Here is a 24,929-nt window from a genome sequence, read left to right on the forward strand (position 1 = left end):
CGTTATCTACCCCAAACAACAATTACACCACAAAAAAAATTATGTGCTGTTCAGCTTATTTTAACTGGCTTTTGACAGGGTATGGGCGAATATCACCCTGGTGCTGGCCCTCTTCTTGTGTCTCCGAAATCCAAAACGTCTGCAACCAATTTTGGGTCAATTAAATCACTTTGTCGGCTTGCCAGAATGCTTGCATGTGAAAAAGAGCTTCCGCCTGAGCCGAGGTGTGTCGTACAGCGTCCATTTTGAATTTTACCCTCTTCATTATAGAGCGGGCCAATTGTCGGAAATCCATCATACGCGACAGCCCTGGAGCCCACCCATCGAGTGGCCAGCTGTTGCTCTTCCAGGATATTTAAATCTGTCTCGCTCATGGCCACCCCTTTTGTATCACGACCTAATGCCAAAGAAATCAATTCTGGCAATATTGTATTCAACATATCAAGCTGGATAAGGGCTCTATTCCTGGCAAATTCCTGCTCAACTGAGGGTTCTTCAACACCGTAATACGCTTTGGTTCCGGCAATACCCATAAAAATTCTGTCGCCAATAAGTCGGGTTTGCCACACCGAACTAACGCCATCCCTGACCGCTGACATATACTCATTCAAATGCTCGTATTGAGCGCGTTTTTCTGGCGGAACAGGAAAATTCAAGACCAGCGATGCTCCTGCAAACCGGGCATAAGGAGGTTCCATAAAGCCAAGTCGCCTTAAAGTTCCAACAGATTCGCCGGGACAAAAAACAAAATCAGTCTGGTGATAGGCGTGTTTATCGGTTTTAACAACAGGGATGCCAAAAAACTGCAACCCGTGAATTCGATTCCCTATACCACAGATCGCCTTCTCAACCTTGTGCTGAAAATGCACGCTGAATGCATTTTTAATGACGCCCTCTTCATTCACATATTGCCCCATCAAAGCCTGCAAATAATCGTGGAACAAAGGCAAAAATACCTGGGTATCAATGCAACCTCCCGGTCGCCAAAGTACAGAAGCATCACTATTCCAGACCCGTACTCCCTCTTCGCTTGTCGATGAATGCATCCTGCAAAAGTCCTGAAAAACCGGATCAATCGCCATGACTTCATCCGGTGACAGGATCTTGCAATCCTGATAACCCAGTTGCTCAAAGGACTCCTGGAATTCGCGTGCTTTATCAAGGGCATTTTCAGTGTTAAACCAGAAATGAAAGCGATAACCGTCATGCAGTTTTTTTTCATCGATTCCGCTCCTTTCGTGGGAAGGTTGAAAATTTGCAGCCCTTAATATCGCCTGCAGTTCGCTATCTGCCTGATCGTAAAATGCCTGCCATAAGGCCATGCTTTTTTCGCCCAATGCCATCAATGTTTTCTTTCGTAGCCCATACTTTGTCTCATCATGACTATCAGCCAGCACAGCCTGCAAAAAGGCCAGACTTTCTACAGAGTCATTTGCCCCGGAGACATCATCAACACGCAAACCATCTCTTTCAGTAAACTTATGCTGCAGGCAATCTATCAACTTGCTTCCTTTTGGCACAACAGCAAGTATTTCCAATGACGACAGACTTGGAACCAGATGCGAAACGGTCGTATCGTGTAGCCTGGCATTTTTTTCGTGAATGGTTACACGCAGGCGTTCACCGCGCTGTCTGGCATCCAAAAATGCATAATATGCTTCCAGATACCCAATGATCCCACCGCCAACAATAACGAGTTTTTTATCGGGATAATCCCCGGCAAGTACATGTCCTGGCATAGCTGCTTCTCCTGAGTTGATCTGAAAGAGATTAATGTGATCATTCAACCTTTAAAAAAGTGTAAGGTTGGCAATTCTTTTAACATGCTGGTTTTTAATAAACTTCGAGCCCTGAAAAAAAATGATAAACACCAGTGCAATCAACTGAGCAACGCCCCCTGAAACATACGTGATTAAAGTTGATCATAGATTACTGATCAAAGAAGCCCTGGACAATCTGATTATTGATATCATCACCCTCATAAGCTTGATAGTCAGATGCATTGTCACGCTTAATAGTGATTATTCTCACAAGCCATGCAGCGAAAGTAGCAATAGCTGCCATGAGCAACAAAATTGCCATTCGATCTGGTGTTCGAGTTAAGCTGCCCCTAAGAACGAGGCCATTTAGTGGGATATCAACTTATCTATTGTTTATCAAGCCAAATGTTAATATGCCGATATGTTTCATCAATCACTGAAATTGCCTGGTGATACAGGGTATCGAATAATTCGCGCTCCCCTGTTTTCCAGTAGCGCTCTACGTACTGGCAGGCATATTTCATCCGGACTGTACCAACGTATACGGCGCCGCCTTTGATTTTATGAGCCAGTTTTTCAACATCGGCATAATTTTTCTGCCTGAATGCTTCCTGCATTTTTTCTTTGTCGCCGGGCAGCTCAAAATTTATCAGAATGCCTAAAAGCTCTTTTAATGATTCGAAGCCTCCGCAATTCTCCATACCCAGTTGTTCATCCAAAAGCGCAAATTGCTCAAGCTGAAACATGTCGCCGGCATTTTCAGGTAAATCATGCCTGGTCAAATTTTTTCTGGGTGTTTCGATTTTTTTAACGTCTTCAGTGGCAAGGTTCTGATGTAGATCATATTTTTTTATCAAATCATTTATATATTCAGGCCGCAGAGGTTTACTGAGCACCTCATTCATGCCTGATTGAAGTGCTTCCTGTTCAGTATCCTGCACAGAATGCGCCGTTAGTCCAATTACTGGAGTCCTTATCCTTCCGTCTTCCTTTTCCAGAAATCTTAAATGACGTACTACATCGAATCCTGATATATCTGGTAGTCCGATCTCTCGACACCATTATCAGTTCATCATGAGAATATATACTGCTTTTTAACTGTCGTTATCGTCTCGTCAAACTGAGTAGTGCGGGAATCAAGTGACAAAACGATGACTGATAGCAGAAAATCTTATTGTATGGAGCAAATATTTTGTTCGTCCTCTTCGTCAAACACAAGCATACGAGGATTATCTATCAATAAATTTTCAATGCGTTCCTGATCTAAACGCAACGCTTTAAAATATATGTCAAATATACACATAGTATACTTGGAAGTACTGCCTATTGGGTTTGGGACATCTACTTTAAATTTTAAAGTAATCTTTATTTGTTCACATGACTCTCTAGCTTTAAAGAAAGAATCCCATGTTCTTGATCGCGGAAGAAAGATGTGTTTTGACCTGTATTGTGCTTGCCGGCTTGTACTAATGTTATTAGGGTCAATTTCGTTATTAATAATGTAATCTTTAAAGGCATCATACTCGATGCCTTCAAAATTTTTTATTGTGACGATTCCAACAAACCCGGGCACTAACTCGATCAAAGAATCAGGGTTATTATCTGCAAAAATAGTTTTTAAAATTTTGACGATATTTTTATCTACATATTTTTGAAGGCTATGATCCCGGATAAAAAGCTCAGGTGATTTTGCTGTTGATTCTTTATCTATCTGCTCTGTAACGGACTCACTGTTTGCTGACACAATTTACTCCCGGGTATAAATGGTATTACTGCTTAAAAAAAAATTGAAGCCGTGCATATGCATTATAAAAAACCTATGCTTTCGGTCAATATAGATACATGTTGCTACCGAAAACCGTCATACAGATAAATATGTTAAACTGATATCTTGCATGAGGCAATGGATGGGACAAAATGTGCTGCGGACGAACACCAATGCAAACATTGAATGTTGGTAAACAAATCTGGATGGAAAAATTTATCAACTAAATTTGACCCGACAGACACTTCTAAAAATCCGGCAACTGTCAGATCAAGTTTGAACTACTACAACTTTTATTGTTAACACCAAGCGATTATTTCGTATCTCAATTACCAGGCAAATTGACGGATTCTAACTATCAGTGATTTTCTGTAACCTGAAATAAAGTAAGTGATAAAGGTGGGTATTATGTTTGAATTTTGATATAACTCATTCCTAATTAAATCAATAGGAGATCGGGGTGTACGAATATTTTGCAATTACAGAATCTATAAATGACGATATTAGCTTTGGCTCAGGAACTGTTTCTACAAAAAACCCCATTGCGAGTATTTTTTTTAGTACTACTTTTAATATTCGTAAAAAGGATTTAATTTCCGCATTTAATAAAACAGAAAAATTTTTGGTGTTCTCATCAGAAAGTGCAATGTTGGACTATTTTGATCAAAACCCTGCTTTTTCCGGAACGAGTACCCTTCATTTCGAAACAGCACCTCTTTTTATAGTCGGTTCAGAAATCGAATTATCTTTTGACAACAATGATTTTATAGAGTTAGAGCCTTCAAATTTACAGTTAATTGCTGGAAAACTTCGTCAACTAGATAGTGAATATCAACTTTCCAATAATTTACCTTATTTTGATTTAACTTCAAAAACCAACAATATTGAATCAAATGAAATTATTCATCCTTCTAAATTTACAAGTTGCACAATACTTTAAAGAAATCTCGCGGACTAATGATTTGTCCGCGACAATTAAAAAATTACCAATGATGAATATAGGTAGAAACTCAGATGATATTAAATACTACTTTATAGCCATTATTGTTATTGGAATATTGCACTTATATTTAAGTGATCAAATGAAAAATTTTCCAATACGCTGAAATTTTACAACACTGGGTAAAATTAGATTTTTGCTTGTCATTTGCAATCCTTTGTCTCATTAGATGCGATGGTAACCTCTCTGAATTATAATGGAATAGCACTTTAGAGTTGTATATCCAGCAAGTTAATCCTTTAACACAGGCTGAATATCGGAGCGTGGTAATAAATTACTCAAACAACCAGACAAAAAGGCTGGTTTTATGAGGGAAAATCTGATGCGACGATACAGCTCTATCGCTTATCATAATTTATTTATCCACGCATTCAATGTTGACAAGGCACTAGGCCGAATGAATATAGTAAGATAATACACCATCATAGTAACTTGGAACTGTTATTTGATAATCAACCCGCTGGACTTGCGAATCATTGAGAAATGAGGAAAATGTTTCTGGTAACTTATTAATATGGTGTATATTAATAAATCTCACATGCTCAACATTTTCAGCATTCAATTTTCCGCCCAAAACATTTATTACCTCAAACAGATTAGAGTGCAGCGTTTCATCCAGTTCCCCAGAGTCAATCGCCTCTTTGGCTACCCCTGACATAAATCGTGTCAGTAATGCGGCCAGACTTGCTGAAAGTTTGAGGTCAGTTCCTATTAATGCACGTATTTCGTTATTGGCAGAACAAAATGATCCAAGGTAACCAACCCCCTGAGACGCGGTCTGTTCTGACTGACTCATACTTCTGACTCTGATTTCCGACCCGGTTAAATCAGCAAGAACTTTTTGAGTTTCACCGCAGGATGGGAATGAGCGTTTATTCATGATCTGTCTCCGGTTATCTGATAATGTTTGTCAGTTTTTTTTCAAAAATATCTGCCGAAAACGGTTTTGTGATAAAACACCTTGCTCCCAGATCGGTTGCTGCAGATACCATATCATGAGTAGATTCACTGGTTACAAATACAAATACCGGTTTTTTTTCCAGTTGATCAGATTCATGCTTCGTGTTAATTGCCTGTAATAATTCAATTCCGGTCATTTGCGGCATGTTCCAGTCTGACATCACCAGATCAGGCTCATGGGCAAGAACCATTTCAAGACCTGCAGCTCCATTATCAGCCTCAATAATGGTATGTCCTGAATAACCAGCCTTGCGCAGGTTTAATGACACCAGCATGCGCATAGCCTTGCTGTCATCCACGATAAGTATTTTCATCCTACACCTCCTGTATGTTGTTTAGAATAAGACTAAATCAACGTATACGATTAACGGACAAAAGCACGGGCATATTGGCCACGTGAATCATCCCCGCAATCGATTCCTTGCCTGTATTATGGATTTTTTTCTGCTCAGAATAAGTGGGCAAGCCTAACAAAATTCCCCCGGTCACCTCGTTGTTAAGCCGGCATTTTACTCCGCCGGATATTATATTAATGGCTTCTTTAATGGCATCCATCATGTCTTCGCGTCTTAACTCCTCCTCAGGGGGCATAACAAGCATCAGTCTGCCAATCTTTGTCAGTACCTCCTCCTGAGACAAAAAGGAAATTTCTATCAGATCTTCACCACAGGAAAGAGCAATGCATGAGCCAGGTAGTGAATCAGAAACGTCATCATATACCCGCTTTATATCGTAGACATTATCCGACTCGTCCAGACCGAGCATTTGTCCTGAAAAATCATGTGCCGCTTCGGCTGCAGCATGAATCCAACTATCCAATGCGTTAGTGCAATTCATCGAACGCTCCCTTTCTTTAGTTGATAACAGGAAACTCTGTGGATATCTGTGCGCTCAAATTCATCACTGATTCCCAGGGTTGTTTCAGCACCACCCAGAAAAAAATAACCATCTGGATGCAGCATTTTTTCAACCCGTTTAAAAATATTTTTCTTGGTTTCAATATTAAAATAAATCAGTACGTTGCGCATAAAAACCAAATCCATTGTTGGCAACAGCCATGGACTCATTAAATTAATTTTTTGATATCGAACCATTCTGCGAATATCATCATTAATCTGCCAGTTGGATCCATTTTTTTTAAAATATTTCATTAGATAAGAAACGGGCAAGCCCCTGTTAACCTCCAGCTGGTTGTAAATACCTTCTTTTGCTTTTGCAAGCATGGTTTCTGAAATATCACTGGCAATAAAATTGATTGTCCAATCTTTCATGCTGTCATCGTGCTCTTTTAAAATCATGGCGATAGTGTATGGCTCCTGCCCGCCGGAGGAAGCGGCACACCAGATATTGAGCTTCTTGTCTTTCCCTTTTTTAGCCAGAATTGCGGGAAGTATGGTATTTTTTAACGCTTCAAATGGATGAATATCCCTAAAAAAAAGGGTTTCATTAATGGTGAGCGCATCGATAACTTTCAACTTTAAATCTTCGATGGGCTTGCATCTGATGTCACTGATTAATCCCTCCAGAGAGGGATAGCCCGCATCTTTGACGACTGGATTCAAACGGGATTCGACAAAGTACTCTTTGCCCGGTTCGATGATAATAGCCGCCTCGTTTTTTATGAATTGTCTGATAAAATCAAAGTCGGCCGGGTTCATAATAGGACTCTTTTTCTATTAACACGTTGAATAATCGCATGACTGAGCGTTTCAAGCGGCAGTATTTCCTGCGCGAGCCCCGCCGTTGCAACCTCGCCTGGCATGCCCCAGACAACACTGCTTGCTTCATCCTGCACAATAATCTGGCCACCACGCTTGCTAATATCATCACAGCCGAGCAGGCCATCTTTACCCATTCCTGTCATGACCACTGCCAATGAATGAGAGCCGAATTCTGCAGCAACAGAACGAAACAAAACATCGGCAGCCGGACGGCAAAAGTTTTCAGCCTCGTCCTGATTCAGGGTTACAATATGCTTCATATTTTGTCGCTCAACCCTCATGTGATAGTTTCCCGGAGCAATCAAAGCACATCCAGGCTGTAACTCATCACCGTGCCTGGCCTCAGATACCCGAATAGCACTCTTGCTGTTCAGATTCTCGGCAAGGAGCCCTGTAAAAACAGGTGGCATGTGCTGCACGATAACGATGGGTATGGGAAAATTGGCAGGAATGGCGGGCAGCAGTTTTGTCAAGGCATTGGGGCCACCCGTAGATACTCCAATAGTCAGAATATCGATGCGATCATTGTCAGAAGCTGCTTTCAACCTGCGTATGACTGATTGAACCGTTGTTGGCTTGTTACGAGAGGACTGCCTGGCCAATCCCCTGATTTTAAACGTAAGCTCGTGGCTCATTTTTTCGAATAACTCATCGCGGGAGTGATTCCCGCCTGGCTTGGCAATATAATCAGCGGCACCTCGATTCAAGGCCTCAAGGGTTGCCTGACCTCCGTGCCTCGTTTGGGTGCTGCACATGATTACCGGCAAGGCAGGGTACTTTTTTTTCAATTCGGACAGGGCCGTTAATCCATCCATTTCGGGCATTTCAATGTCCAGGGTGATAATATCTGGATTCAGCCGCTCAACCATAGCGATGGCAAATCTGGCGTTAGCCAATGAACCCACAACCTCCATATCGGAATTGCGCGTTATCATGTCTGAAATGACCCGCCTCATTAATGCCGAATCATCTATAATCATGACCCGAGTCCTGGGGACAGCTACATCCTGATTTGTTTGTTCCATATTATCCCAGCCCCATCATCTCGAGTTTTCCTAAAATAACGTCTTTCGTGAATGGTTTCATGATGTATTCATTAGCGCCCGAAACCATGGCACGGCCAATATTGTCCATTTCCGTTTCTGATGTAACCATCATCATCCATGTTTTTGAAAAACGTGGAATTTTTTTCACCTGTTTCAGGAAATCCAGTCCATTCATTACAGGCATATTCCAGTCAATGCAGGTCAGTTCGATTGAATCGATTCCAGCCAGTTTATCCAGTGCATCCTGACCATTTTCTGCTTCCAATATTTCCCAATTTCCCAATTCTGTAAAAATGCGTCGCAGAATAGACCTGGCTGTTTTGGAATCATCTACAAGCATAACTCTCATAAACACTACCTCCATTACCCTTTTGTTTTCAGAAATTCACATTTGGTTCCCTGCCTGCATTCCGCGCTTTATCCCGGTAATCCAGTCTGTTCCAAACGCATTAACAGGTATTTATCAGCCAGTTTTGCATCGATCCTGCGCATAGAGCGCAGGACTTGGGTCCGCACATATCAACGTCCCCTAACATTTGAATTGAGACACGATGCTTTGAAGCTCAACAGCCATTTTAGACAATTCGCTGGCTGCCAATTGATTGTTGCTTGCGCCTTCGGCCGTTTCCTTCGCAGCCTTGGCAACACTCATGATATTTTCAGAAATTTCAGATCCGCCTTTTGCTGCTTCAGAAACATTCCGTCCTATCTCTTTGGTTGTTGCACTTTGTTCCTCTACCGCGCTGGCAATAGTATTTTGTGATTCGTTGATTTCCTTGATAATCGAGCTGATTTTGACTATTGCGTTCATCGAATCCTGAGTAGCAGCCTGAATAGCCTCGATTTTACGACTGATATTTTCAGTGGCTCGTGCCGTTTCCTTAGCGAGCTCTTTTACTTCGTTTGCCACAACAGCAAAGCCCTTACCCGCTTCACCGGCGCGAGCGGCTTCAATGGTTGCATTGAGAGCCAGTAAATTGGTTTGTTGAGCAATAGATGTTATCACTTTGACCACATTACCAATCTCAGCGCTGCTTTCACCGAGTTTCACCATGGTAAGATTGGCCTCTTCGGTGTGCCCTACTGCCTGCATGGCCACTTGCGCCGCATCCACGGAATTCTTCGCGATTTCCTTAATGCTGGCATCCAGCTCTTCAGCTCCAGCCGCTACTGTCTGAATATTCTGGCTGACTTGTTCTGCCGCTACCGATACGATATTGGATTGCACCGATGTCTCCTCGGCATTGCCAGACATTTCCTGGCCAATAGCCGAAAGCTCTGTGGCTGAGGATGCCAGAATTTCGGCGCTCTTTGAAATGGCGTGAATATTGCTGCGTAATGTACCGAAAAATGTTTTCAAGCCATCACAAACCTTGTCGATCGCTTCGGTACCGTCAACGGAAATCTCTTTGGTCAAATCCCCTTTTGCGGCAGCGTCCACAACCTCCAGAATACGCTCGACTTTTAGAGGCAAATCAAGCTCTCTCTTTTTTTGTTCCGTGATATCGATCGCAAGTTTTATTATCTTGACAACGCGATTCAAGTTATCCTTGACCGGGGTATAAACAGCACGTATCCAAACAGGGGATCCATCTTTTGCAATCCGGCAGAAATCGTCGTGAAAAGCCTTACCGCTGTTCAGGTCTTCCCAGAATCGAGCGTATTCAGGGGTTTCGGTATAAGCGGGGTCAACAAAAATCCGATGGTGTCTGCCAATAACCTCATCAGCCCGATAACCCATTAAGGACAGAAAACTATTATTGCCATAAGTAATATTTCCCTTGAGATCAAACTCCACCCAGGCATAGGCCTCATCAATGGCTTTATGGGCGCCGATCATATTTTGCTTTTCTAACTCCTCGTCAGTAATTTCATAGCTCACAGTCAGGTATTTGACCGGTTTACCATCATCGCCTAATACTGGAGAGATAACGGCATCCACAAAAAAGGGCGAGCCATCTTTCTTTTTGTTTTTTATTTTTCCACGGAAAACGTTGCCCGAACTAATGGTTGCCCATAAATCCTTGAATAAGCTCTTTGGCATATCAGGGTGTCTGAATATGTTGTACGAATTTCCAATACACTCCTCGCGATCATACTGGGAGATCTCACACAGTTTGTCATTGACTGTCAGGATATTCCCTTGCGTGTCCGCTGTAGCGAGGATGCTGGAGGTGTTGATGCATTTTAACAATGCTTCTGACTCCTCAGGACTGTATGTAAAGCCAGCTGCTCCTGGCTGGTTCATTATCTGGAACCCGATAGCATGTGCATTATTTTCGGTGTGGACACGTTCATTTGTATTCATCATATTCCCTTATTATGTTTATCCATACTTTCTCAGGCTTCCTGCTCGATTTTCAACACCTGCTCCAAATCCAGAATTAACAAGAGCCTGTCATCCAGTTTACAAACTTCCTTCAGCATCTTATGAAGCCGCCCCTTCACGTTGTCTGGTGCCGGCTCAATAGAGTTCTCGGGGATGTCAATCACATCTCCAATGGCATCAACCAGCAGGCTTACAGCGCTGTCTTCAGTACGCACAACGATATTTATCAGCTGTTTAGCATCCAGAGTCCGCACAAAACCCAGCCGTACATTCATATCAATCGCCGTTACAATCTGGCCGCGCAAATTGATTAAACCACTAACGGTTTCGTCAGCCAGTGGAACGCTGGTCATCTCCTGATAACGAATAATTTCCTGGACTTCAGCTATGTCTAATCCAAAATAATGATCGTTTACACAAAAAGTACAAACTTTTCTTTCAGTAGTCATAGTTATACTCAAGCTGCTTCAATGATGTTAAAGTAATTTGGTAAGGCCGTACAAAGAATGGCGTCTATATCCAGAAGTTCCGTAACCTTACCTTCAACGACGGTAGTACCCAACACGCCAGGGCGGCTGATTTCCTGCTGCAAATCAAATACTCCCTCCACAACGTCATAGACCTGATCAATGATAAATCCATAACTTTTGTCTTTGCTCATGCAGACAATCACCTGAATTTTTCCATCTACAGATAACGTTTCTGTGTTGGTATTTATAAATTTGCTCAAACGAATCAGAGGCATAATCGAATTCCGGTATTGAACGACTTCCTGTAAACCTGATTTCTCAATACTGGAAGCTGGAAATTCTTCGATTCGTTCCACTTTATCCAACATGATTGCCATTAGATTATCGTTACCGGATCGGACCAGTAATAAAGATTGTTTTTCAAAAGACTCGGCATGTGAATGGGCGCTTTGAACGGCATTGCTTTTTTGCGTATTAAACGAAATCAACCCGGCTTTTTGGGCAAGGCCTACGGGATCCAGAATAAGTGATATTTTTCCGTCGCCCATAATGGTTGCACCTGAAAAGGCCTGTAGGTTTTTAAAGAATTTATTTAATGGTTTGACCACAATTTCCTGTGTGTCATTTATATTATCAACGACCAGACCAAATCTTGTTTCACCTGCCTGTAATACAACTATACTGATGACTTCATTTGCTGAATTTGATGTTGATTCATTCGTTAAACGTAGTTCTTTTGATAGGTAAATCAAGGGCAGTATTTTTCCTCTGAGCTTATAAACAGGCGTATCCTTGATAAATTGTATGTGTTGCGTGATTTCCTCCGTTTCAAGACGAACAAGTTCCAAAAGACTGGTTTGCGGAATGGCATAGCGACTGTTCTCACAGGTCACAATGAGCGCAGGTACAATGGCCAGCGTTAATGGAATCTTAATCCTGAGTGAAGTGGAAATACCTGCTTTGCTTTGTATGTCGATTGTACCGTTAATTCGCTCTATGTTGGTACGAACCACATCCATACCCACCCCTCGTCCGGAGACATTGGTAATCTGTTCAGCGGTAGATAAGCCTGGTAAAAACACCAGATTAATGGCCTCGTGTTCACTCATACGTGCCGCTTGCTCAGCGCTGATCAATCCCTTTGCCACGGCTTTGCTTTTTACCTTGTCAGCTGAGATGCCACCGCCATCGTCTGTGACTTCAATATTGACATACCCACCTTCATGAAAAGCATTTAAGCGCAGCGTTCCCTGTTCAGGTTTACCCCTGGCCTTGCGTACTTCGGGTGGTTCGATCCCGTGATCCATTGAGTTTCGCATGATGTGAATCATTGGGTCTTTAATGGCTTCAATCAATGTTTTATCCAGTTCTGTTTCCTGGCCATGCATTTCTAACTTGACTTTTTTATTACAGGTCACAGCCAAATCACGAACAACTCTCGAAAATTTATTCCAGATATTTCCAATAGGCTGCATTCTCGTTTTCATGATGCCTTCCTGCAATTCTGACGTAATCAGATTGAGGCGTTGCGAAATTGAAATAAAATTCGGGTCAGATTGAGTCGTAACGCATTGCAGGACCTGATTCCTTGAAAGAACCAGCTCACCAACCAGGTTCATTAACTTGTCGAGAATGGTTACATTAATTCGGATGGATGTATCTGTTGATAAGGCGCTTTTTAATTCTGATGACTCCAACCCCTGACTGTCATTAGCCACCTGCTCTTCTGGTGCTGATTGCACGGGTATCTCGGGCGCTGGTTGCACGGGCATTGCGGGTTCTGGTTGCGCGGATGTCGTGGGTACTGTTTGCAGCCTTGTTAATGTATCAATTAAAGATAAGTATTCTTCCTCACCATCCTGACAGGTTTTCGAAATACAATCGAGCATACAGCGAACGGCGTCAACGGTTTGGAGTAAAGTCGTTGATATCTCCATCGTCATCTGCAGTTTTCCGTCCCGCAGCAATGACAACAAATTCTCAGCCGCGTGGGTCAGTTTTTCCAAATGATGAAACCCAAGCATTCCTGCTCCACCTTTAATGGTGTGTATTGACCGAAAGATAGAAGACAGTATTGTTTGATCAGATGAGTCTTTCTCTATAGCAACAAACTGGCTATCAAGGCTATCGAGATGCTCACTGCTCTCTGTCAGAAACTCACGTATTATTTCATCGCCGTCTGCGTCCATGTCTTAATATCCATCCCTGACCTGTTTGAATATTTATCGTCTTGTCATACTGGAGATCATGCAAAGCTGTAACAATCCATAAACAGCCTCAGGATTCAGATAAATCTATGAAATCCTGCTTGTGAATAAAACTATAGCACAGCCTCAAAAACCTGCTGAAAAATTTAAATCTGACGATCGGGCAAACGCATATTAATTCACACCGTAACTCCCTGGGCGCCAGGACGAGTCTGACGTATCTTGCAGCTGTCAGCGCTGTCGTAGAAGGATAACCGCTCCCTCTACGTATCGAGTCTTGTGTCACCTGGTGTGGCAAGTATTCTTAGAGAAGGGCTTCGATCCTGACTCAGGTACAGCGTCAGAGCGTAGGTTTCAGACCGACCGCCTGGTATATTCCTGATTCGCAGGTAGACGTACTGGTTGGGTTCAAGACCATCCGTTACGCGGTCTATTATCAACCGGTTATCCTCAATGCGCAGCCAGTTCGGGTTGCTCTCCTCTTCTGCCAGCTCGATGACATAGGGCAGCTCGCTGTAGTCCGGGTATACGTCGCCGCTGGTGACAAAATCATATTCGTAGTGCTGCCCTGCACACAGCAGGGGCAGGTGCGGCCGCGCTGCATGGAACATGGGCGTCAGGCTCGGATTAATCGCCACCTGAAGCCGTACCGATACCGGCTCAGACATGCCGCCCAGCGCACTCTGCGCGCGTACGGTCAGGCGGTACTCTCGTCCCGTATCGCCCTCCCCAGGCACACCCGTCAGCGTCAGGGGTGCTGAGGACGACTGTTTTAACCACTCCGCCTGCGGCTCCACCCGGTCCAGATAAAGCCGAAGCCCACCGTCCTCCGTCGGGTCGCTGATATCATCACGAAAGTCGTAGCGAAAAACCGAGCCGGCCGTCGCACTCAGAACAATATCCGGCCTGAGGACAGGCTTCTGGGTTGGATCAATGGCGACGGGGATTTGCAGGGTCAGGGGTTTTGATTCGCCACCTGTATTCGAGACAGCAATCAGGGTCAGGCTATGGCTCATACCCGCATCAGAAAGGGTCGGACGACCCGTCAGTAAAAGCGGATTTTTTTCGTCTATATGCAGCCAGGAAGGATGCGGTAAGGTGGGAACAATACGAAACGCAATCTGATTGCTCACCATAAAGCCGGGTGATGGTTCAAGCAGATTCAGTAATTCCTGCTGATAAATCTGACCGGGAATGGCGCTGGGCAGACTTACGATGCTTTTGAATACCGGCGTGTCTTTGGGATCAACACCCACGCGCACCAGCAGTTCACGTTTTGCCGTGGTCGAATTACCATCCTCCGCACGGATACTGAATCGGAACACACCTGTCTGCGTCGGTGTTCCCTCAATTGCAGCTGTGGCATGATTGTATCGCAGGCCGGCCTGGGCAATGGGTTCAACGCTCAGCTCGACAGGGCGCAGGATCGGCGCGAGCAAGTCGACAATTCGCTGCGATGCCGGTGCCTGAACATTTGTCGGCATCGTTTTTGAGCGGCGCTTATTCCGGCCCCAGCGCCAGGATACCGTCATGGACGCCTGCGGGCCATAGGCGAAATCGCCAGCGGTATATTGTTTTCGGTTAACGAGCAGATGCAGCATGCAGCTTTCATCGTTAAGCAGAACAAAGTGCTTTGGGCAATCGCCGGGTTTTACAATCGTCTGGGTTACGCCGCCGGGTAGACCGTCCAGACTTGTATTTTTAGCGCTCAGATATGCAGTCTGAGTGTTCACAAAGGCATTCGTTATCTGGTAACGCAGCTCAATTGGAGAAGAGCCAACATAGGGAAGTAACGAGAGATGAAAGTCTGCATTAATCCGGGCATCCTGAATGGGTATGGCGTGCATGGACAATACGGGTGGGACCGGGGCTTCAGCCAGTTGCATCAACATGGAGCCAGTGGGGTATGGTGGGGAAAAATCCGCTTGCTCCGCGTAAGCAGCAATTGAAAGAAAAGCGATAAGAAAAGCAGAAATCGCCTTGATTTTATTAATAAAAAAAACAGAATTCCATTGGAGTTCCATGCTTTACATCCTTATTTTCCATTTAAACCACGAGGTTTGCGAGAGGGATGATAATGAAAGAAAAACCGGTCGTCAATCAGAAAGTGACGTCTTTAATTGATCAATTTTTATCGTCAGAACGGGTATTTTGGTCTACAATCCAAAGCTGAGTTGATCTGAGCCAATACCATGAACCTGTCTCATTTTTTTGAACATATCATGTCCGGAAACGACTTAAATCCGTCGGATATGAGAACCATTATGCTCGCCTGCATGACCGGGGAGTTATCCGATGCTCAGATCGCTGCGTTTCTTGCCTTGATGCGCATGAAGGGAGAAAGCGCTGAGGAGCTGACCGCTGCGGCGAATGTCATGCTGGAGCTGGCTCACTGTGTGGATCTCGGGACCGGTCTGGTTGATCTTGTGGGCACAGGTGGCGATGGGAAAAACACGTTTAACATTTCAACGGTCAGCAGCATGGTTGCCGCAGCCGCAGGCGCAAAAGTTGCCAAACACGGCAATCGTTCGGTATCAAGTCGCAGCGGCAGTGCTGATTTGCTGATGACGGCGGGCATTGAGCTGAATCTTTCGGACGAACAACTCCAACGCAGCCTGCAGGAGAACAATATCTGCTTTTTATTTGCCCCACATTTCCATCAGGCCATGCAGCAGGCACGTGCGGCACGACAACAGCTTGGCATACGCACTTTTTTCAACCTGCTGGGGCCACTGGTCAATCCAGCGCGGGTCACCCGGCAGGTGGTTGGGGTATTTGATTCACGCTGGCAAAAACCTGTTGCCGAGGTTCTGGTTAATCTGGGCAGCGAGCGTTTTCTGGTGCTTACGTCTCGCGATGGTATGGATGAGGTCAGCATTGCCGCGCCCACCGATGTGCTTGAATACCGGGATGGCAGCTATTCCACCTGGGTTATTGATCCGAGAGAATACGGATTGAATCACCGCGATCTAGACGCGATTGTCGTCGATTGTCCGGAAAAAAGCCTGCAATTAATCGAGTCTGTATTGCACGGTGAATATGGACCGGCCCGCGATATCGTATTGCTGAACAGTGCCACCGCACTGTACTGTGCCGGCGTGGCGGATACCTTTAAAACTGCATTGAACCTGGCAGCGCTGGCCATTGACGAAAAACGCGCACTTCGCTGCTATGAACAGTTAAAAACCTTTAGGTGAACGTAATTATGAACAGTATTCTGGATACCATCGCTCTGAAAAAAGCAGAGGAAGTCCGCGAAGCCAGACTGGCCCGCCCCCTGTCAGCTCTAGCCAATCAGCAGGAACTGCCCGTGCGTGATTTCGCTGGCGCTTTGCAAAACAAAAACCCGGCCATTATTGCCGAAATCAAAAAAGCCTCACCCAGCAAAGGGATCATTCGTGCTGATTTCAATGTAGCCGCCATTGCCCGTTCCTATGAGCAGAACGGCGCGGCCTGTCTGTCGGTATTGACCGACGCCCCTTTTTTTCAGGGCGCATCTGAGTATCTGGCGCTCGCGAAACAGCAGGTCAGCATCCCGGTTTTACGCAAGGATTTCATCATCGACAGCTACCAGATTTATGAGAGTCGTGCGCTCGGAGCCGATTGTATATTGTTGATTGTTGCCCTGCTGGATGATCAGCAGTTAATGGATTTCTGTCAGCTGGCTCAGGAGCTTGGAATGGCTGTGCTGGTAGAAAGCCATACCCGTGAGGAACTGGACAGGGCCCTTCGTCTGCCTACGCCATTGATGGGGATTAACAACCGCAGCCTGCATAGTTTTATTACGGATCTCAACACCAGCATCGAGCTGACCCGAGACATCCCCGCCGATAAGCTCATCATCAGCGAAAGCGGTATCAATACGCCGCAGGATATCCGGCATATGCAGGATCACGGGATCAAAACATTCCTGGTTGGAGAGAGTCTGATGCGTCAGGACGATCCGGGCATCGCTCTGCGGGATCTGATAGCAGGCCCCACAGTAAGGAATTAGCTGAAATTGTAGTTAATCGTATAAAAGATAAACATAAAAAGTGATAAAGCACCTAAACAATTGATATTAGTTTTCTGGGCAGCTTTTTTTTACTACAATGATTCTTTTGCCGTATTTCAAGGATCCAGCATGTCACGATTATTCACCCTTCTCCTTGTCTTTATTACTTTGTTAACTGCCGGTCTGGCGCAGGCTGACCGCGCGTTTACGCAACGCAAGGATGTCCAGCAGTTTATTAATTACATGGTTAAAACGCATCATTTTAATCGAAAAGAGCTGACCGCCATCATGAGCGAGGTACAAATTCAGCCTCAGATTATTGAATCCATGAATAAGCCTTATGAAAAAAAGACCTGGGATGTGTACAAAGAATTATTTCTGACACAACAAAGGGTGCAGGGTGGCATTGAATTCTGGCAGCAGAATCAGAGCGCTCTGAGCAAGGCCGAGAAACAGTATGGTGTTCCAGCCAATATTATCGTGGCCATCATCGGCGTGGAAACCATGTACGGCAAAAACCAGGGCAATTATCGCGTACTCGACGCCTTGTCTACTCTGGCTTTTAATTATCCTTCACGCGCGCCCTTCTTCACCAAGGAACTGGGCGAATATCTGCTTCTTTGCCGGGAACACCACGTTAACCCGAATCAGTATTTAGGCTCGTATGCCGGCGCCATGGGCAAACCCCAGTTCATGCCAAGCAGCTACCGTTACTATGCCGCCAATTTCAGCGGTGATCCGAAAAAAGATTTAATGAACGACGATCATGCCGTTATTGCCAGCGTAGCCAATTATTTTCATAAACATGGCTGGGCCTTAAATCAGGGCGTGGCACAACCTGCCAAAGTAGATACCAAACGTGTCAGTCGCATTAACACATCCTACAAATCGGCGGCCTACAGCGCGAAACAAATGGCAGAAGCAGGAGTAAAGCCCTTAACGGCCTCCATGAATCAGCCTGCCAAAATCGGCTTGATAGAGTTAACAACCAAAAGCGGACCGGAATACTGGATGACCTACCCGAATTTTTATGTCATCACCCGCTACAACACCAGTCCGCAATACGCTCTGGTTGTGTACCTGCTGTCACAGCAATTGAAAAGCCAATGGGCCATGGCCGGTCAGGATCGGGCCTTTGCTTATGCGTAACAGGTCAGGATTGAATTCATGAGCCTGTTCACCTGCTTTTTGTATGCCAGCGAACTTGATGATGAAGGCTGCCTGTGCCTGCGCCTTAATCAACAGGGCAGTGTTGACGCCGCTCTGGAACATCGATCGTACGCGGATATAAAAAAGCTGCAGCATAGCGCCACAACGCTCGTGATTGTATCAGCCAGGCATTTAAGCTTTTACGGCGTTGAATTGCCTTGGCTGCCAGAAAAAAAAGCGCGTGCTGCCCTTCCCTACGCGCTTGAAGACAAACTGGCAAGTCCCGTGGATACCCTGCATTTTGCCTTTGACAAGGCACATTACCAGAATGGCCATTACCTGGTCGCCGTGTGCGATAAAGGCTGGCTGAGTGAGCTAATGACCCAGCTGAATAAATACAGCGTCGATTTTGACGCCATTTGCCCTGACTGGTTTGCCCTGCGTGACAAAGAGCAGGCCTTGCTGGGCACTGATTTTCTGGTGAATGACTCACGTTATTTTACAGGTCTGCTGCCCGAAGAACTGACGCCCATTTATCTCGCCAGTCTGCCGGATGACCTGATCACATACGTTTTCGATAAGGCCGAACACAAAGGACTAAGCGGGAACGTACAGCCAATCGATGTCAGCCCACAATTGTGGATAGCGCAGCGTCTGCAGGGCAACAAATACATTAGTCTGAATCAGGGCGAATATCAGCAGCTTGGCAATCAGGTTCAGACGCGACGCTGGTATTGGGCTGCCGGGACGATGGCTGTGCTCTGGCTTATCAGTTTTCTTGTGATTAACGGTTTGCAGCTGCGCTCGGTTAACGCTCAACTGAATGAGGTTAACAGCGAAATTGCCACGCTCTATCGCCAGTTTTTTCCAGATGCCAAACAGGTAATCAGCCCAAAATTCCGCATCGGTCAGCTGCTTAAATCGCATAAAAGCACGAATGACAGCGCCATATGGCTTTTGCTGAATCAACTCACTCTGGCGGTTCAGGATGGAAATACCAGTATCGAGCAGTTGAAATTTCAAGGGCAAAGCATGCAGGTGACAGTACTAAGCCGCGACTTTGATACCCTGGAGGCCATGCAGACAGCCTTACAGAAAGCCAGAGTGACGGTTAAGCAGTTACAGGCAGCCTCACATGAGAAAAAAGTCATGGCCACATTGGAGTTAAGCCTATGAACGCCTGGTGGACCAATTTAAGTGAACGTGATCGCTGGGCAGCTATTGCCGGTGTCTCCTTTCTGCTTTGCTATCTTTTTTATCTCCTGATCTTTTCGCCCCTGCTTAGTGCTGTAAAAACCAATCGCAGCCAGCTTCAGGAAAACCGGGAAACGCTGGCCTGGATGAAACAGGTACAGCAGGAGCTGGGAAACCATAAAAATACCCAGAGTATCACACGCAACAAATTATTAACGGTCGTATCAGCTCAACTTGGTAAAGAAGCATTCCGCCCTTTTTCATATCAACTCCAGCAAACCGCACAAGGCGACATTTTACTGACATTCGACTCCGTTCCCTATAACGTATTTATAAGCTGGCTATGGACCTTGAGCCAGGATTACGCCATTACACTGGATCAATTCGCGATCGAACGAAGCAAAACCCCCGGCGTGGTAAAAGTCAGCGTGATTATTTCTACCAGATAATTCACCATAAGACGGGGCGTTGAGTTCACGTAGCCCGGATTAGGCGCGGCCGTAATCCGGGAAACAATGATCGTCCCGCACATGGCTATCGAGCTGAGTTGCGGTGTTTTCGCCTGGCTGAAATTCCCAGTGACCATGGTTCAGTCTGGCGGTAAACAATGGACTGGAAGGTAACAAAAGTTCCTTTATCATATGGATTGTTGTTTCCCGCAGTCTGCACAGTCTTCTCAAAATACGAGGATAGTCAACATCAGGGCCATTCGTAACAAAATACCCCGCACCAGTCAGCAGGTTTCTCTGGATCAATCCTCCGATGGTTTTGTCCCCAAATCTCATCTGCTCCCTTTGCATCACCTTCAAATGTGTTATCCCCGCATTCCGGGCGTAATTGACAATGTAACTGATGGTTTGTTCACATGCGTCATGCGGTTCTATGTCGGGTGTTAACTCATACTCTTTTTTCTCTGATACTTTGAAAAAGCGCGGCAGGATGCCCAGCTGCTCAAGCTCACCTGCCTTTTTTTGGTTAAAGCGGTATCCTTCGGTTACCCAGCGGCTGGTGTCTGCATCAAAAAAACTCAGGCGATCAACAAAACCTAATTCTTCGAGAAGATTGAGTTCTTTTTCAGTGCACCCGAGTCGAACAAGTTTCCCTTTTGAATACATGCCAGCGATACGGCCCAGAAGTCCTCGGTTGTCTCCGTGCTCATATTTTACTGTGATGTTGAGGCACTCACACAAGGCAGCGAGTTCAATTTCCGAGCCCCAAAGCTCTCTTTGCCGGGCATTGGCTGCGGATTTAGCCATATGGCGAATGTATTGCTCCTCCCCTGCTTCGCGCCACCATTCGCTAAAGAGGCGGGTTTGATCAGCCGCCTGTCCGTCAGCGTTGAGAGTTCGAATAATTCCCTTAACCTTTTCTCGAATAAAGGGAATTTTCGCAAGCGCCATGTATTCATTTTCCTCGTCGAGGCGAAAGAGTTCCTCTACGGTCGCATCGTCCATGGAATAAATAGTCGCACGCCCCGCCAGTGCCTGGCGTTTTTGCAGCAGACAGATACAGGCCAGATGTCGCAGGAGTGGCGCGAACACCCTTTGTGCATCATCTGGATTATAACGGTAAAGAGCCTGCAGGATGTCGTCAAAGGCGCTGGAGCCGCTATCGGAATCCAAGGTATCCAAAAGGCGCTGCAGGCGCTGTTTGTTCTCAGCGCTCAGGTGCTCCGGCATGATAAAATCAATAGGCTGATTGAGATTTAATTGCCTCCAGACATGATGAAACTGAGCCAGATTCCCGGTTTTGATTAATCCTACGGCGACCGTATTGTAGATACAATTGCCATCTCCCAGGGTTACTGTCCCTGAGCGAGGGCTGCCAAAGAATAACAGCTGCGAGGATGAGCCGGCCTGTTGATACGCCGGAGTATGGGACGTGGTGTCTATATCGTCCGACAGGGTATCCTCATCGTCATCGAGAATCACATTTTGGCGGCGTGTCGGTGCCTTATCTCGTGTGGGGGGTTCCAGTTCAGGAAAATCGAGTAAATCACATTCATCGCCTTCTTCGGGATCGTTTGTGTCACCCAGGGTCAAGTACCTGTTTGATTGACAGAGGTGGAGCAAGCTGCTTAGTCTGCCAACAACATGACGATGCTTTTTGCGTTGATGGAATTCAAGGGCAACATCCAGCAATCTGGCTTGTAACTGTCGAATCCCCTGAACCTCGCCAGCCTGTGCGAGCGCGCTTCTTTCGGTCAGATTATTGAGCAGGGCAAGGGCGGCACCATGGTGAACGTGTATTGAAACACCATCACCAATCAGGGTGTTAATAAATATTTCAAGTTCACTGAGCTCAAGGTTCATGACAACCAGATACAAATGCTGATCGACCGCGAGCCGGTATCGCTGAGCAAAGGAACAAGCCCGGATGAGGCTTAAAAACCAACTTGCTTCGCGATCACAGACGAGCGCCTTCATCGCATGGGGATTGACCCCGGTAAAGAACGCCTGAACCATGACATCGACCGTGCTGCAGTCCCGGCGCAGCGGTGGTGCTCTGCCCGTATCGCTCTGGTCCCGGTGGTGTGATCCGTCTGAGATCTGGAATGAAAGCTTATTTTCGCCTGCAAGTCTGCCATGGGAATGTTCGTCACGGAGTTGCAACAATTCCTGCAGACTCTTCATATCTTTATTATGGATGTATTCAAAAATAAGGGACCTGCTCCGGGCCTGGGTTAACAGCTCATCCGACAGCTCTTTAATGGCGTTAGGATTTTTTCTCAGCAAGGATTTTTGGGTACGATTTGTCTGAGCGCGGTGTTTTTTGAGTACGCGCTCCTCTCTGTTTTGCCTCCCCTGTCCTGGCGCGACACCCGTCTCGGTAATCCGTGCGCGTTTGCGGGTGGCGAGTCTTGTAAGATCCTGTCGAGGTTCAGGGTTACTCAAAGAGAGAGAGTCCACCGAATCGCTGTCAAAGTATTCATCATCGGCAAAGAACGATCTCTGCTGGAGATCTATGTCTGGACTGGACGGAAACAGATGACGTGCCTTTTCTATATACGTGTTGAAGAGGGTTTGAAGGTTAGGCGTGAGGCAGGCCGGGTTGGCAGCATGCCAACGATTATATAATTGCGCCAGATATCCGGAAAGCGGACAGTCAGGCGGGCTCGGGCTGTCCTGCTGCTCAAGCAGCATGGTACAAACCGCCAGTAATTTTACCGATCGGACAAAGGAGAGAGCGGGCCCTTGCGCCATGCACAGGCCGATAAGCTCTATAAACAAGGAGCGGCAATCAGATAAGTCATACAAATTCCTTTGCGCCACACGTGCCTGAACGAGCACCAGCAACAGTGCGGGTGTGAATTCTGATTTTTGGTGTCTCGCGGTGTAGGAACGAAGTAAGGTGTGCATAGGCCCTTGCAGTAAGCAGTCCTGCGAGTCTGAAAAGTCAAAGTGTCTGGCGGTCAGGCTGAGGCCATAGAGGATGTTGACATTATCCTGCTCTTTAAGGCAGGATTTTTTATTCAGCAGTTTATTCACCAGATAAGCGAGGGGCTCAGCCGGGACTCTCCCACTCAGCTTGTCTGAGCGAGCCAGTAAACCAAAGCCATAGATCGTGGTAGAAATATGCATATCATCTGGATGACTGTTTTTCTCCAGCAATTTGCTCACCAGGTTATTGAGGGGAGCAGTGAGGATCGATCCCGTAAGCCTGCCTTTTTTAGCCAACAAACCCAGGCCATAGATTGTGTTGGCAATATGCTGCTCGGTTGGGTAGAGGTTTTTATCCAGCAGTTTGCTCACCAGATTAGTGAGGGGAGCAGAGAAGATGAATCCGGTCAGCCTGCCTTTTTGAGCCAGTAAACCCAGACCATAGATTGTGTTGGCAATATCCTGCGCGTTTGGATGGTAGTTTTTATCCAGCAGTTTGCTCACCAGGTTATTGAAGTAGCCGCCTGTGAGAACGTCACTCAGTTTGCCTTTTTGAGCCAATAAACCCAGGCCGTAGACCGTGTTGGCAATATCCTGCGCATTTGGATGGCTGTTTTTATCCAGAAGCCTGATTACCAGGCTATGGATATGTTCAGCCTTAATGCTCACATTCAGTTTGCCCGCGCGAGCCAGTAAACCCAGGCCATAGATCGCGTTGGCAATCTCTTGCGCATTTGCATGGACGTCTTTATCCAGGAGTTTAATTACGAGGTCCTGGATGTAGTCGACCCCGATGTTCTCAATCAGTATGTCGGCGCGAGCCAATAAAGCCAGGCCATAGATCGTATTCGAAATGTGTTGCGCAGATGGATGGCAGTTTTTATCCAGCAGTTTGATTAACAGGCTATGGATGTGTTCAGACTGGATGTGTTCAGACTGGATGTGTTCAGACTGGATGCCCTCAATCCGCCTGTCCGCATGAACCAGTAGACCCAGGCCATAGATCGTGTTGGCAATCTCCTGCGCTGTTGGATGGCTGTTTTTATCCAGCAGCCTGCTTATCAGGCTATTGAGGTGACCAGGCAGGATGGAACCTGTCAGTCTGCCCGCACGAGCCAGTAAACCCAGGCCATAAATCGTGTTGTTAATAGCCTGCGCGTTTGGGTGACAGATTCTACTGAGCAGTAAGTTGAGGGTATTACTGGTGATGCCTCTTGAAAGATTACTCCCCCAGGCCAGCCGTCCAATACCATAGACCGTATTGGCAATGCTTTGATCATTCAGTTCACTTTTTTTCTGAATAATATTCAGCCATTCATTGGCTTTGGTGCCATCGATTATGCCACTGAGCTGTTTGTTTTTGGCCATTAAACCAGCACTGTACCAAAATGTGGCTATATCGATAGAGTTGGGAGAGGACGCTTCGCGTTCAGCCAGCGTCTCTAGTCTTAACAGTATTCTGTTGATTACGTCCGTGCTTACTGTTTCACGCACGTGCTGATGGTCTGCCCGCTTCACTGAGCCATGTAGACGCTGGGTGATCTCTTTAGCAGAAAGCCGGTCGAGGTTATTACGAAGATCCTCCAGCGCACTTCTCAGAGAAAAGTGGCCAGACCTCTCAGTGTGGGAGGAAGAGCTTCGATGCCAGTCCCGGCTGCCGGGGAAATGGCCGCGTCGGCCTCCTCGGGCATATTGACCGACGCCTCCGTATGAGTACGGCGCTTCATGTCCATCTCTGTGTTGGTGGCTGGGTAGTGGACGGGATCGATCGTATGGCATGGCTGACTCTTTGTATTTTTAAAGACCGCAAAGATCTTTTAATAAATTAATTGCGCAATATTAATCCTTTTTGACCCAATTGTAAAGATTTACGTGGTCAAGCAATTTCACAAGAGATGATTTAAAAAAATGCTATCTGAAGAGGAAACTCAAAAAAATAATTCGCTATCAATAT

The 24,929-nt window shown here is 45.9% G+C and carries 20 protein-coding genes; 6 read left to right on the plus strand and 14 right to left on the minus strand.

The annotated features are described in order from the left end of the window. Positions 1-92 precede the first annotated feature (92 nt). From ACQUTA_RS04685 to ACQUTA_RS04695, 3 genes are all read right to left on the minus strand, one after another. Complete coding sequence (locus ACQUTA_RS04685; protein ID WP_444987049.1) at positions 93-1,739, minus strand: FAD-dependent oxidoreductase; 1,647 nt, start codon at positions 1,737-1,739, stop codon at positions 93-95. A 407-nt stretch (positions 1,740-2,146) separates the two neighbouring features. After that, the gene (locus ACQUTA_RS04690) at positions 2,147-2,809 is read right to left on the minus strand and encodes a response regulator (protein ID WP_444987149.1); all 663 of its coding nucleotides are present in this window, start codon (positions 2,807-2,809) and stop codon (positions 2,147-2,149) included. A 122-nt stretch (positions 2,810-2,931) separates the two neighbouring features. Continuing rightward, positions 2,932-3,504, minus strand: coding sequence for a hypothetical protein (locus tag ACQUTA_RS04695; RefSeq protein ID WP_444987050.1), 573 nt, complete (start codon positions 3,502-3,504; stop codon positions 2,932-2,934). A 481-nt stretch (positions 3,505-3,985) separates the two neighbouring features. On the opposite strand from ACQUTA_RS04695, the gene ACQUTA_RS04700 reads away from it, so the two are divergent. Then, the gene (locus ACQUTA_RS04700) at positions 3,986-4,465 is read left to right on the plus strand and encodes a hypothetical protein (RefSeq protein ID WP_444987051.1); all 480 of its coding nucleotides are present in this window, start codon (positions 3,986-3,988) and stop codon (positions 4,463-4,465) included. Between the two features lie 448 nt (positions 4,466-4,913). Here ACQUTA_RS04700 and ACQUTA_RS04705 read toward each other — a convergent pair whose 3' ends face one another. From ACQUTA_RS04705 to ACQUTA_RS04750, 10 genes are all read right to left on the minus strand, one after another. Then, complete coding sequence (locus ACQUTA_RS04705; RefSeq protein WP_444987052.1) at positions 4,914-5,405, minus strand: hypothetical protein; 492 nt, start codon at positions 5,403-5,405, stop codon at positions 4,914-4,916. Positions 5,406-5,418: 13 nt separating this feature from the next. Continuing rightward, positions 5,419-5,799, minus strand: a complete 381-nt coding sequence (locus ACQUTA_RS04710; RefSeq protein ID WP_444987053.1) for a response regulator — start codon at positions 5,797-5,799, stop codon at positions 5,419-5,421. A 37-nt stretch (positions 5,800-5,836) separates the two neighbouring features. Further along, on the minus strand, positions 5,837-6,322 hold the full coding sequence (locus ACQUTA_RS04715; protein WP_444987054.1) for a chemotaxis protein CheX: 486 nt from the start codon (positions 6,320-6,322) through the stop codon (positions 5,837-5,839). After that, on the minus strand, positions 6,319-7,143 hold the full coding sequence (locus ACQUTA_RS04720) for a CheR family methyltransferase (protein ID WP_444987055.1): 825 nt from the start codon (positions 7,141-7,143) through the stop codon (positions 6,319-6,321). The genes ACQUTA_RS04715 and ACQUTA_RS04720 overlap by 4 nt, the downstream gene beginning before the upstream one ends. Further along, positions 7,140-8,186, minus strand: coding sequence for a protein-glutamate methylesterase/protein-glutamine glutaminase (locus tag ACQUTA_RS04725; protein ID WP_444987056.1), 1,047 nt, complete (start codon positions 8,184-8,186; stop codon positions 7,140-7,142). Before ACQUTA_RS04725 ends, ACQUTA_RS04720 begins: the two co-directional genes overlap by 4 nt. Before the next feature lie 46 nt (positions 8,187-8,232). After that, positions 8,233-8,601 carry a response regulator gene (locus ACQUTA_RS04730; RefSeq protein WP_444987057.1) on the minus strand — a complete coding sequence of 123 codons (369 nt, stop codon included), beginning with the start codon at positions 8,599-8,601 and terminating at the stop codon, positions 8,233-8,235. Positions 8,602-8,781: 180 nt separating this feature from the next. Further along, positions 8,782-10,560, minus strand: coding sequence for a methyl-accepting chemotaxis protein (locus tag ACQUTA_RS04735; RefSeq protein WP_444987058.1), 1,779 nt, complete (start codon positions 10,558-10,560; stop codon positions 8,782-8,784). A gap of 32 nt (positions 10,561-10,592) precedes the next feature. Then, complete coding sequence (locus tag ACQUTA_RS04740) at positions 10,593-11,030, minus strand: chemotaxis protein CheW (RefSeq protein ID WP_444987059.1); 438 nt, start codon at positions 11,028-11,030, stop codon at positions 10,593-10,595. Positions 11,031-11,038: 8 nt separating this feature from the next. Continuing rightward, positions 11,039-13,240 (minus strand): chemotaxis protein CheA, encoded by a 2,202-nt coding sequence (locus ACQUTA_RS04745; RefSeq protein WP_444987060.1) that lies wholly within the window; start codon positions 13,238-13,240, stop codon positions 11,039-11,041. A 281-nt stretch (positions 13,241-13,521) separates the two neighbouring features. Further along, the gene (locus tag ACQUTA_RS04750) at positions 13,522-15,282 is read right to left on the minus strand and encodes a hypothetical protein (RefSeq protein WP_444987061.1); all 1,761 of its coding nucleotides are present in this window, start codon (positions 15,280-15,282) and stop codon (positions 13,522-13,524) included. 168 nt (positions 15,283-15,450) lie between these two features. Here ACQUTA_RS04750 and trpD point away from each other — a divergent pair, with 168 nt between their 5' ends. The 5 genes from trpD (at position 15,451) to ACQUTA_RS04775 (ending at position 20,044) form a co-directional block, all read left to right on the plus strand. Beyond that, positions 15,451-16,455, plus strand: a complete 1,005-nt coding sequence (gene trpD, locus ACQUTA_RS04755; RefSeq protein WP_444987062.1) for an anthranilate phosphoribosyltransferase — start codon at positions 15,451-15,453, stop codon at positions 16,453-16,455. 8 nt (positions 16,456-16,463) lie between these two features. After that, the gene (gene trpC, locus ACQUTA_RS04760) at positions 16,464-17,252 is read left to right on the plus strand and encodes an indole-3-glycerol phosphate synthase TrpC (protein WP_444987063.1); all 789 of its coding nucleotides are present in this window, start codon (positions 16,464-16,466) and stop codon (positions 17,250-17,252) included. A gap of 129 nt (positions 17,253-17,381) precedes the next feature. Continuing rightward, positions 17,382-18,401 carry a lytic murein transglycosylase B gene (gene mltB / locus ACQUTA_RS04765; protein WP_444987064.1) on the plus strand — a complete coding sequence of 340 codons (1,020 nt, stop codon included), beginning with the start codon at positions 17,382-17,384 and terminating at the stop codon, positions 18,399-18,401. Positions 18,402-18,419: 18 nt separating this feature from the next. Next, positions 18,420-19,577: a type II secretion system protein GspL gene (gspL, locus tag ACQUTA_RS04770; RefSeq protein WP_444987065.1), complete on the plus strand. Its 1,158-nt coding sequence runs from the start codon at positions 18,420-18,422 to the stop codon at positions 19,575-19,577. Then, positions 19,574-20,044: a type II secretion system protein M gene (locus tag ACQUTA_RS04775; protein ID WP_444987066.1), complete on the plus strand. Its 471-nt coding sequence runs from the start codon at positions 19,574-19,576 to the stop codon at positions 20,042-20,044. Before gspL ends, ACQUTA_RS04775 begins: the two co-directional genes overlap by 4 nt. A 39-nt stretch (positions 20,045-20,083) precedes the next feature. Here ACQUTA_RS04775 and ACQUTA_RS04780 read toward each other — a convergent pair whose 3' ends face one another. After that, a complete protein-coding gene (locus tag ACQUTA_RS04780; RefSeq protein WP_444987067.1) occupies positions 20,084-24,754 on the minus strand; it encodes a hypothetical protein in 4,671 nt (1,556 codons plus the stop codon). Positions 24,755-24,929: the final 175 nt, after the last annotated feature.

The organism is Legionella navarrensis (genome assembly GCF_052527415.1).

Coding starts and splice junctions, on each gene's coding strand:
- ACQUTA_RS04685 (WP_444987049.1), bottom strand. CDS start 1,739: ATGCCAGGACATGTACTTGCCGGGGATTATCCCGATAAAAAACTCGTT.
- ACQUTA_RS04780 (WP_444987067.1), bottom strand. CDS start 24,754: ATGCCATACGATCGATCCCGTCCACTACCCAGCCACCAACACAGAGAT.
- ACQUTA_RS04750 (WP_444987061.1), bottom strand. CDS start 15,282: ATGGAACTCCAATGGAATTCTGTTTTTTTTATTAATAAAATCAAGGCG.
- ACQUTA_RS04705 (WP_444987052.1), bottom strand. CDS start 5,405: ATGAATAAACGCTCATTCCCATCCTGCGGTGAAACTCAAAAAGTTCTT.
- ACQUTA_RS04735 (WP_444987058.1), bottom strand. CDS start 10,560: ATGAATACAAATGAACGTGTCCACACCGAAAATAATGCACATGCTATC.
- ACQUTA_RS04745 (WP_444987060.1), bottom strand. CDS start 13,240: ATGGACGCAGACGGCGATGAAATAATACGTGAGTTTCTGACAGAGAGC.
- ACQUTA_RS04710 (WP_444987053.1), bottom strand. CDS start 5,799: ATGAAAATACTTATCGTGGATGACAGCAAGGCTATGCGCATGCTGGTG.
- trpC (WP_444987063.1), top strand. CDS start 16,464: ATGAACAGTATTCTGGATACCATCGCTCTGAAAAAAGCAGAGGAAGTC.
- ACQUTA_RS04725 (WP_444987056.1), bottom strand. CDS start 8,186: ATGATTATAGATGATTCGGCATTAATGAGGCGGGTCATTTCAGACATG.
- ACQUTA_RS04715 (WP_444987054.1), bottom strand. CDS start 6,322: ATGAATTGCACTAACGCATTGGATAGTTGGATTCATGCTGCAGCCGAA.
- gspL (WP_444987065.1), top strand. CDS start 18,420: ATGAGCCTGTTCACCTGCTTTTTGTATGCCAGCGAACTTGATGATGAA.
- ACQUTA_RS04775 (WP_444987066.1), top strand. CDS start 19,574: ATGAACGCCTGGTGGACCAATTTAAGTGAACGTGATCGCTGGGCAGCT.
- ACQUTA_RS04730 (WP_444987057.1), bottom strand. CDS start 8,601: ATGAGAGTTATGCTTGTAGATGATTCCAAAACAGCCAGGTCTATTCTG.
- trpD (WP_444987062.1), top strand. CDS start 15,451: ATGAACCTGTCTCATTTTTTTGAACATATCATGTCCGGAAACGACTTA.
- mltB (WP_444987064.1), top strand. CDS start 17,382: ATGTCACGATTATTCACCCTTCTCCTTGTCTTTATTACTTTGTTAACT.
- ACQUTA_RS04740 (WP_444987059.1), bottom strand. CDS start 11,030: ATGACTACTGAAAGAAAAGTTTGTACTTTTTGTGTAAACGATCATTAT.
- ACQUTA_RS04720 (WP_444987055.1), bottom strand. CDS start 7,143: ATGAACCCGGCCGACTTTGATTTTATCAGACAATTCATAAAAAACGAG.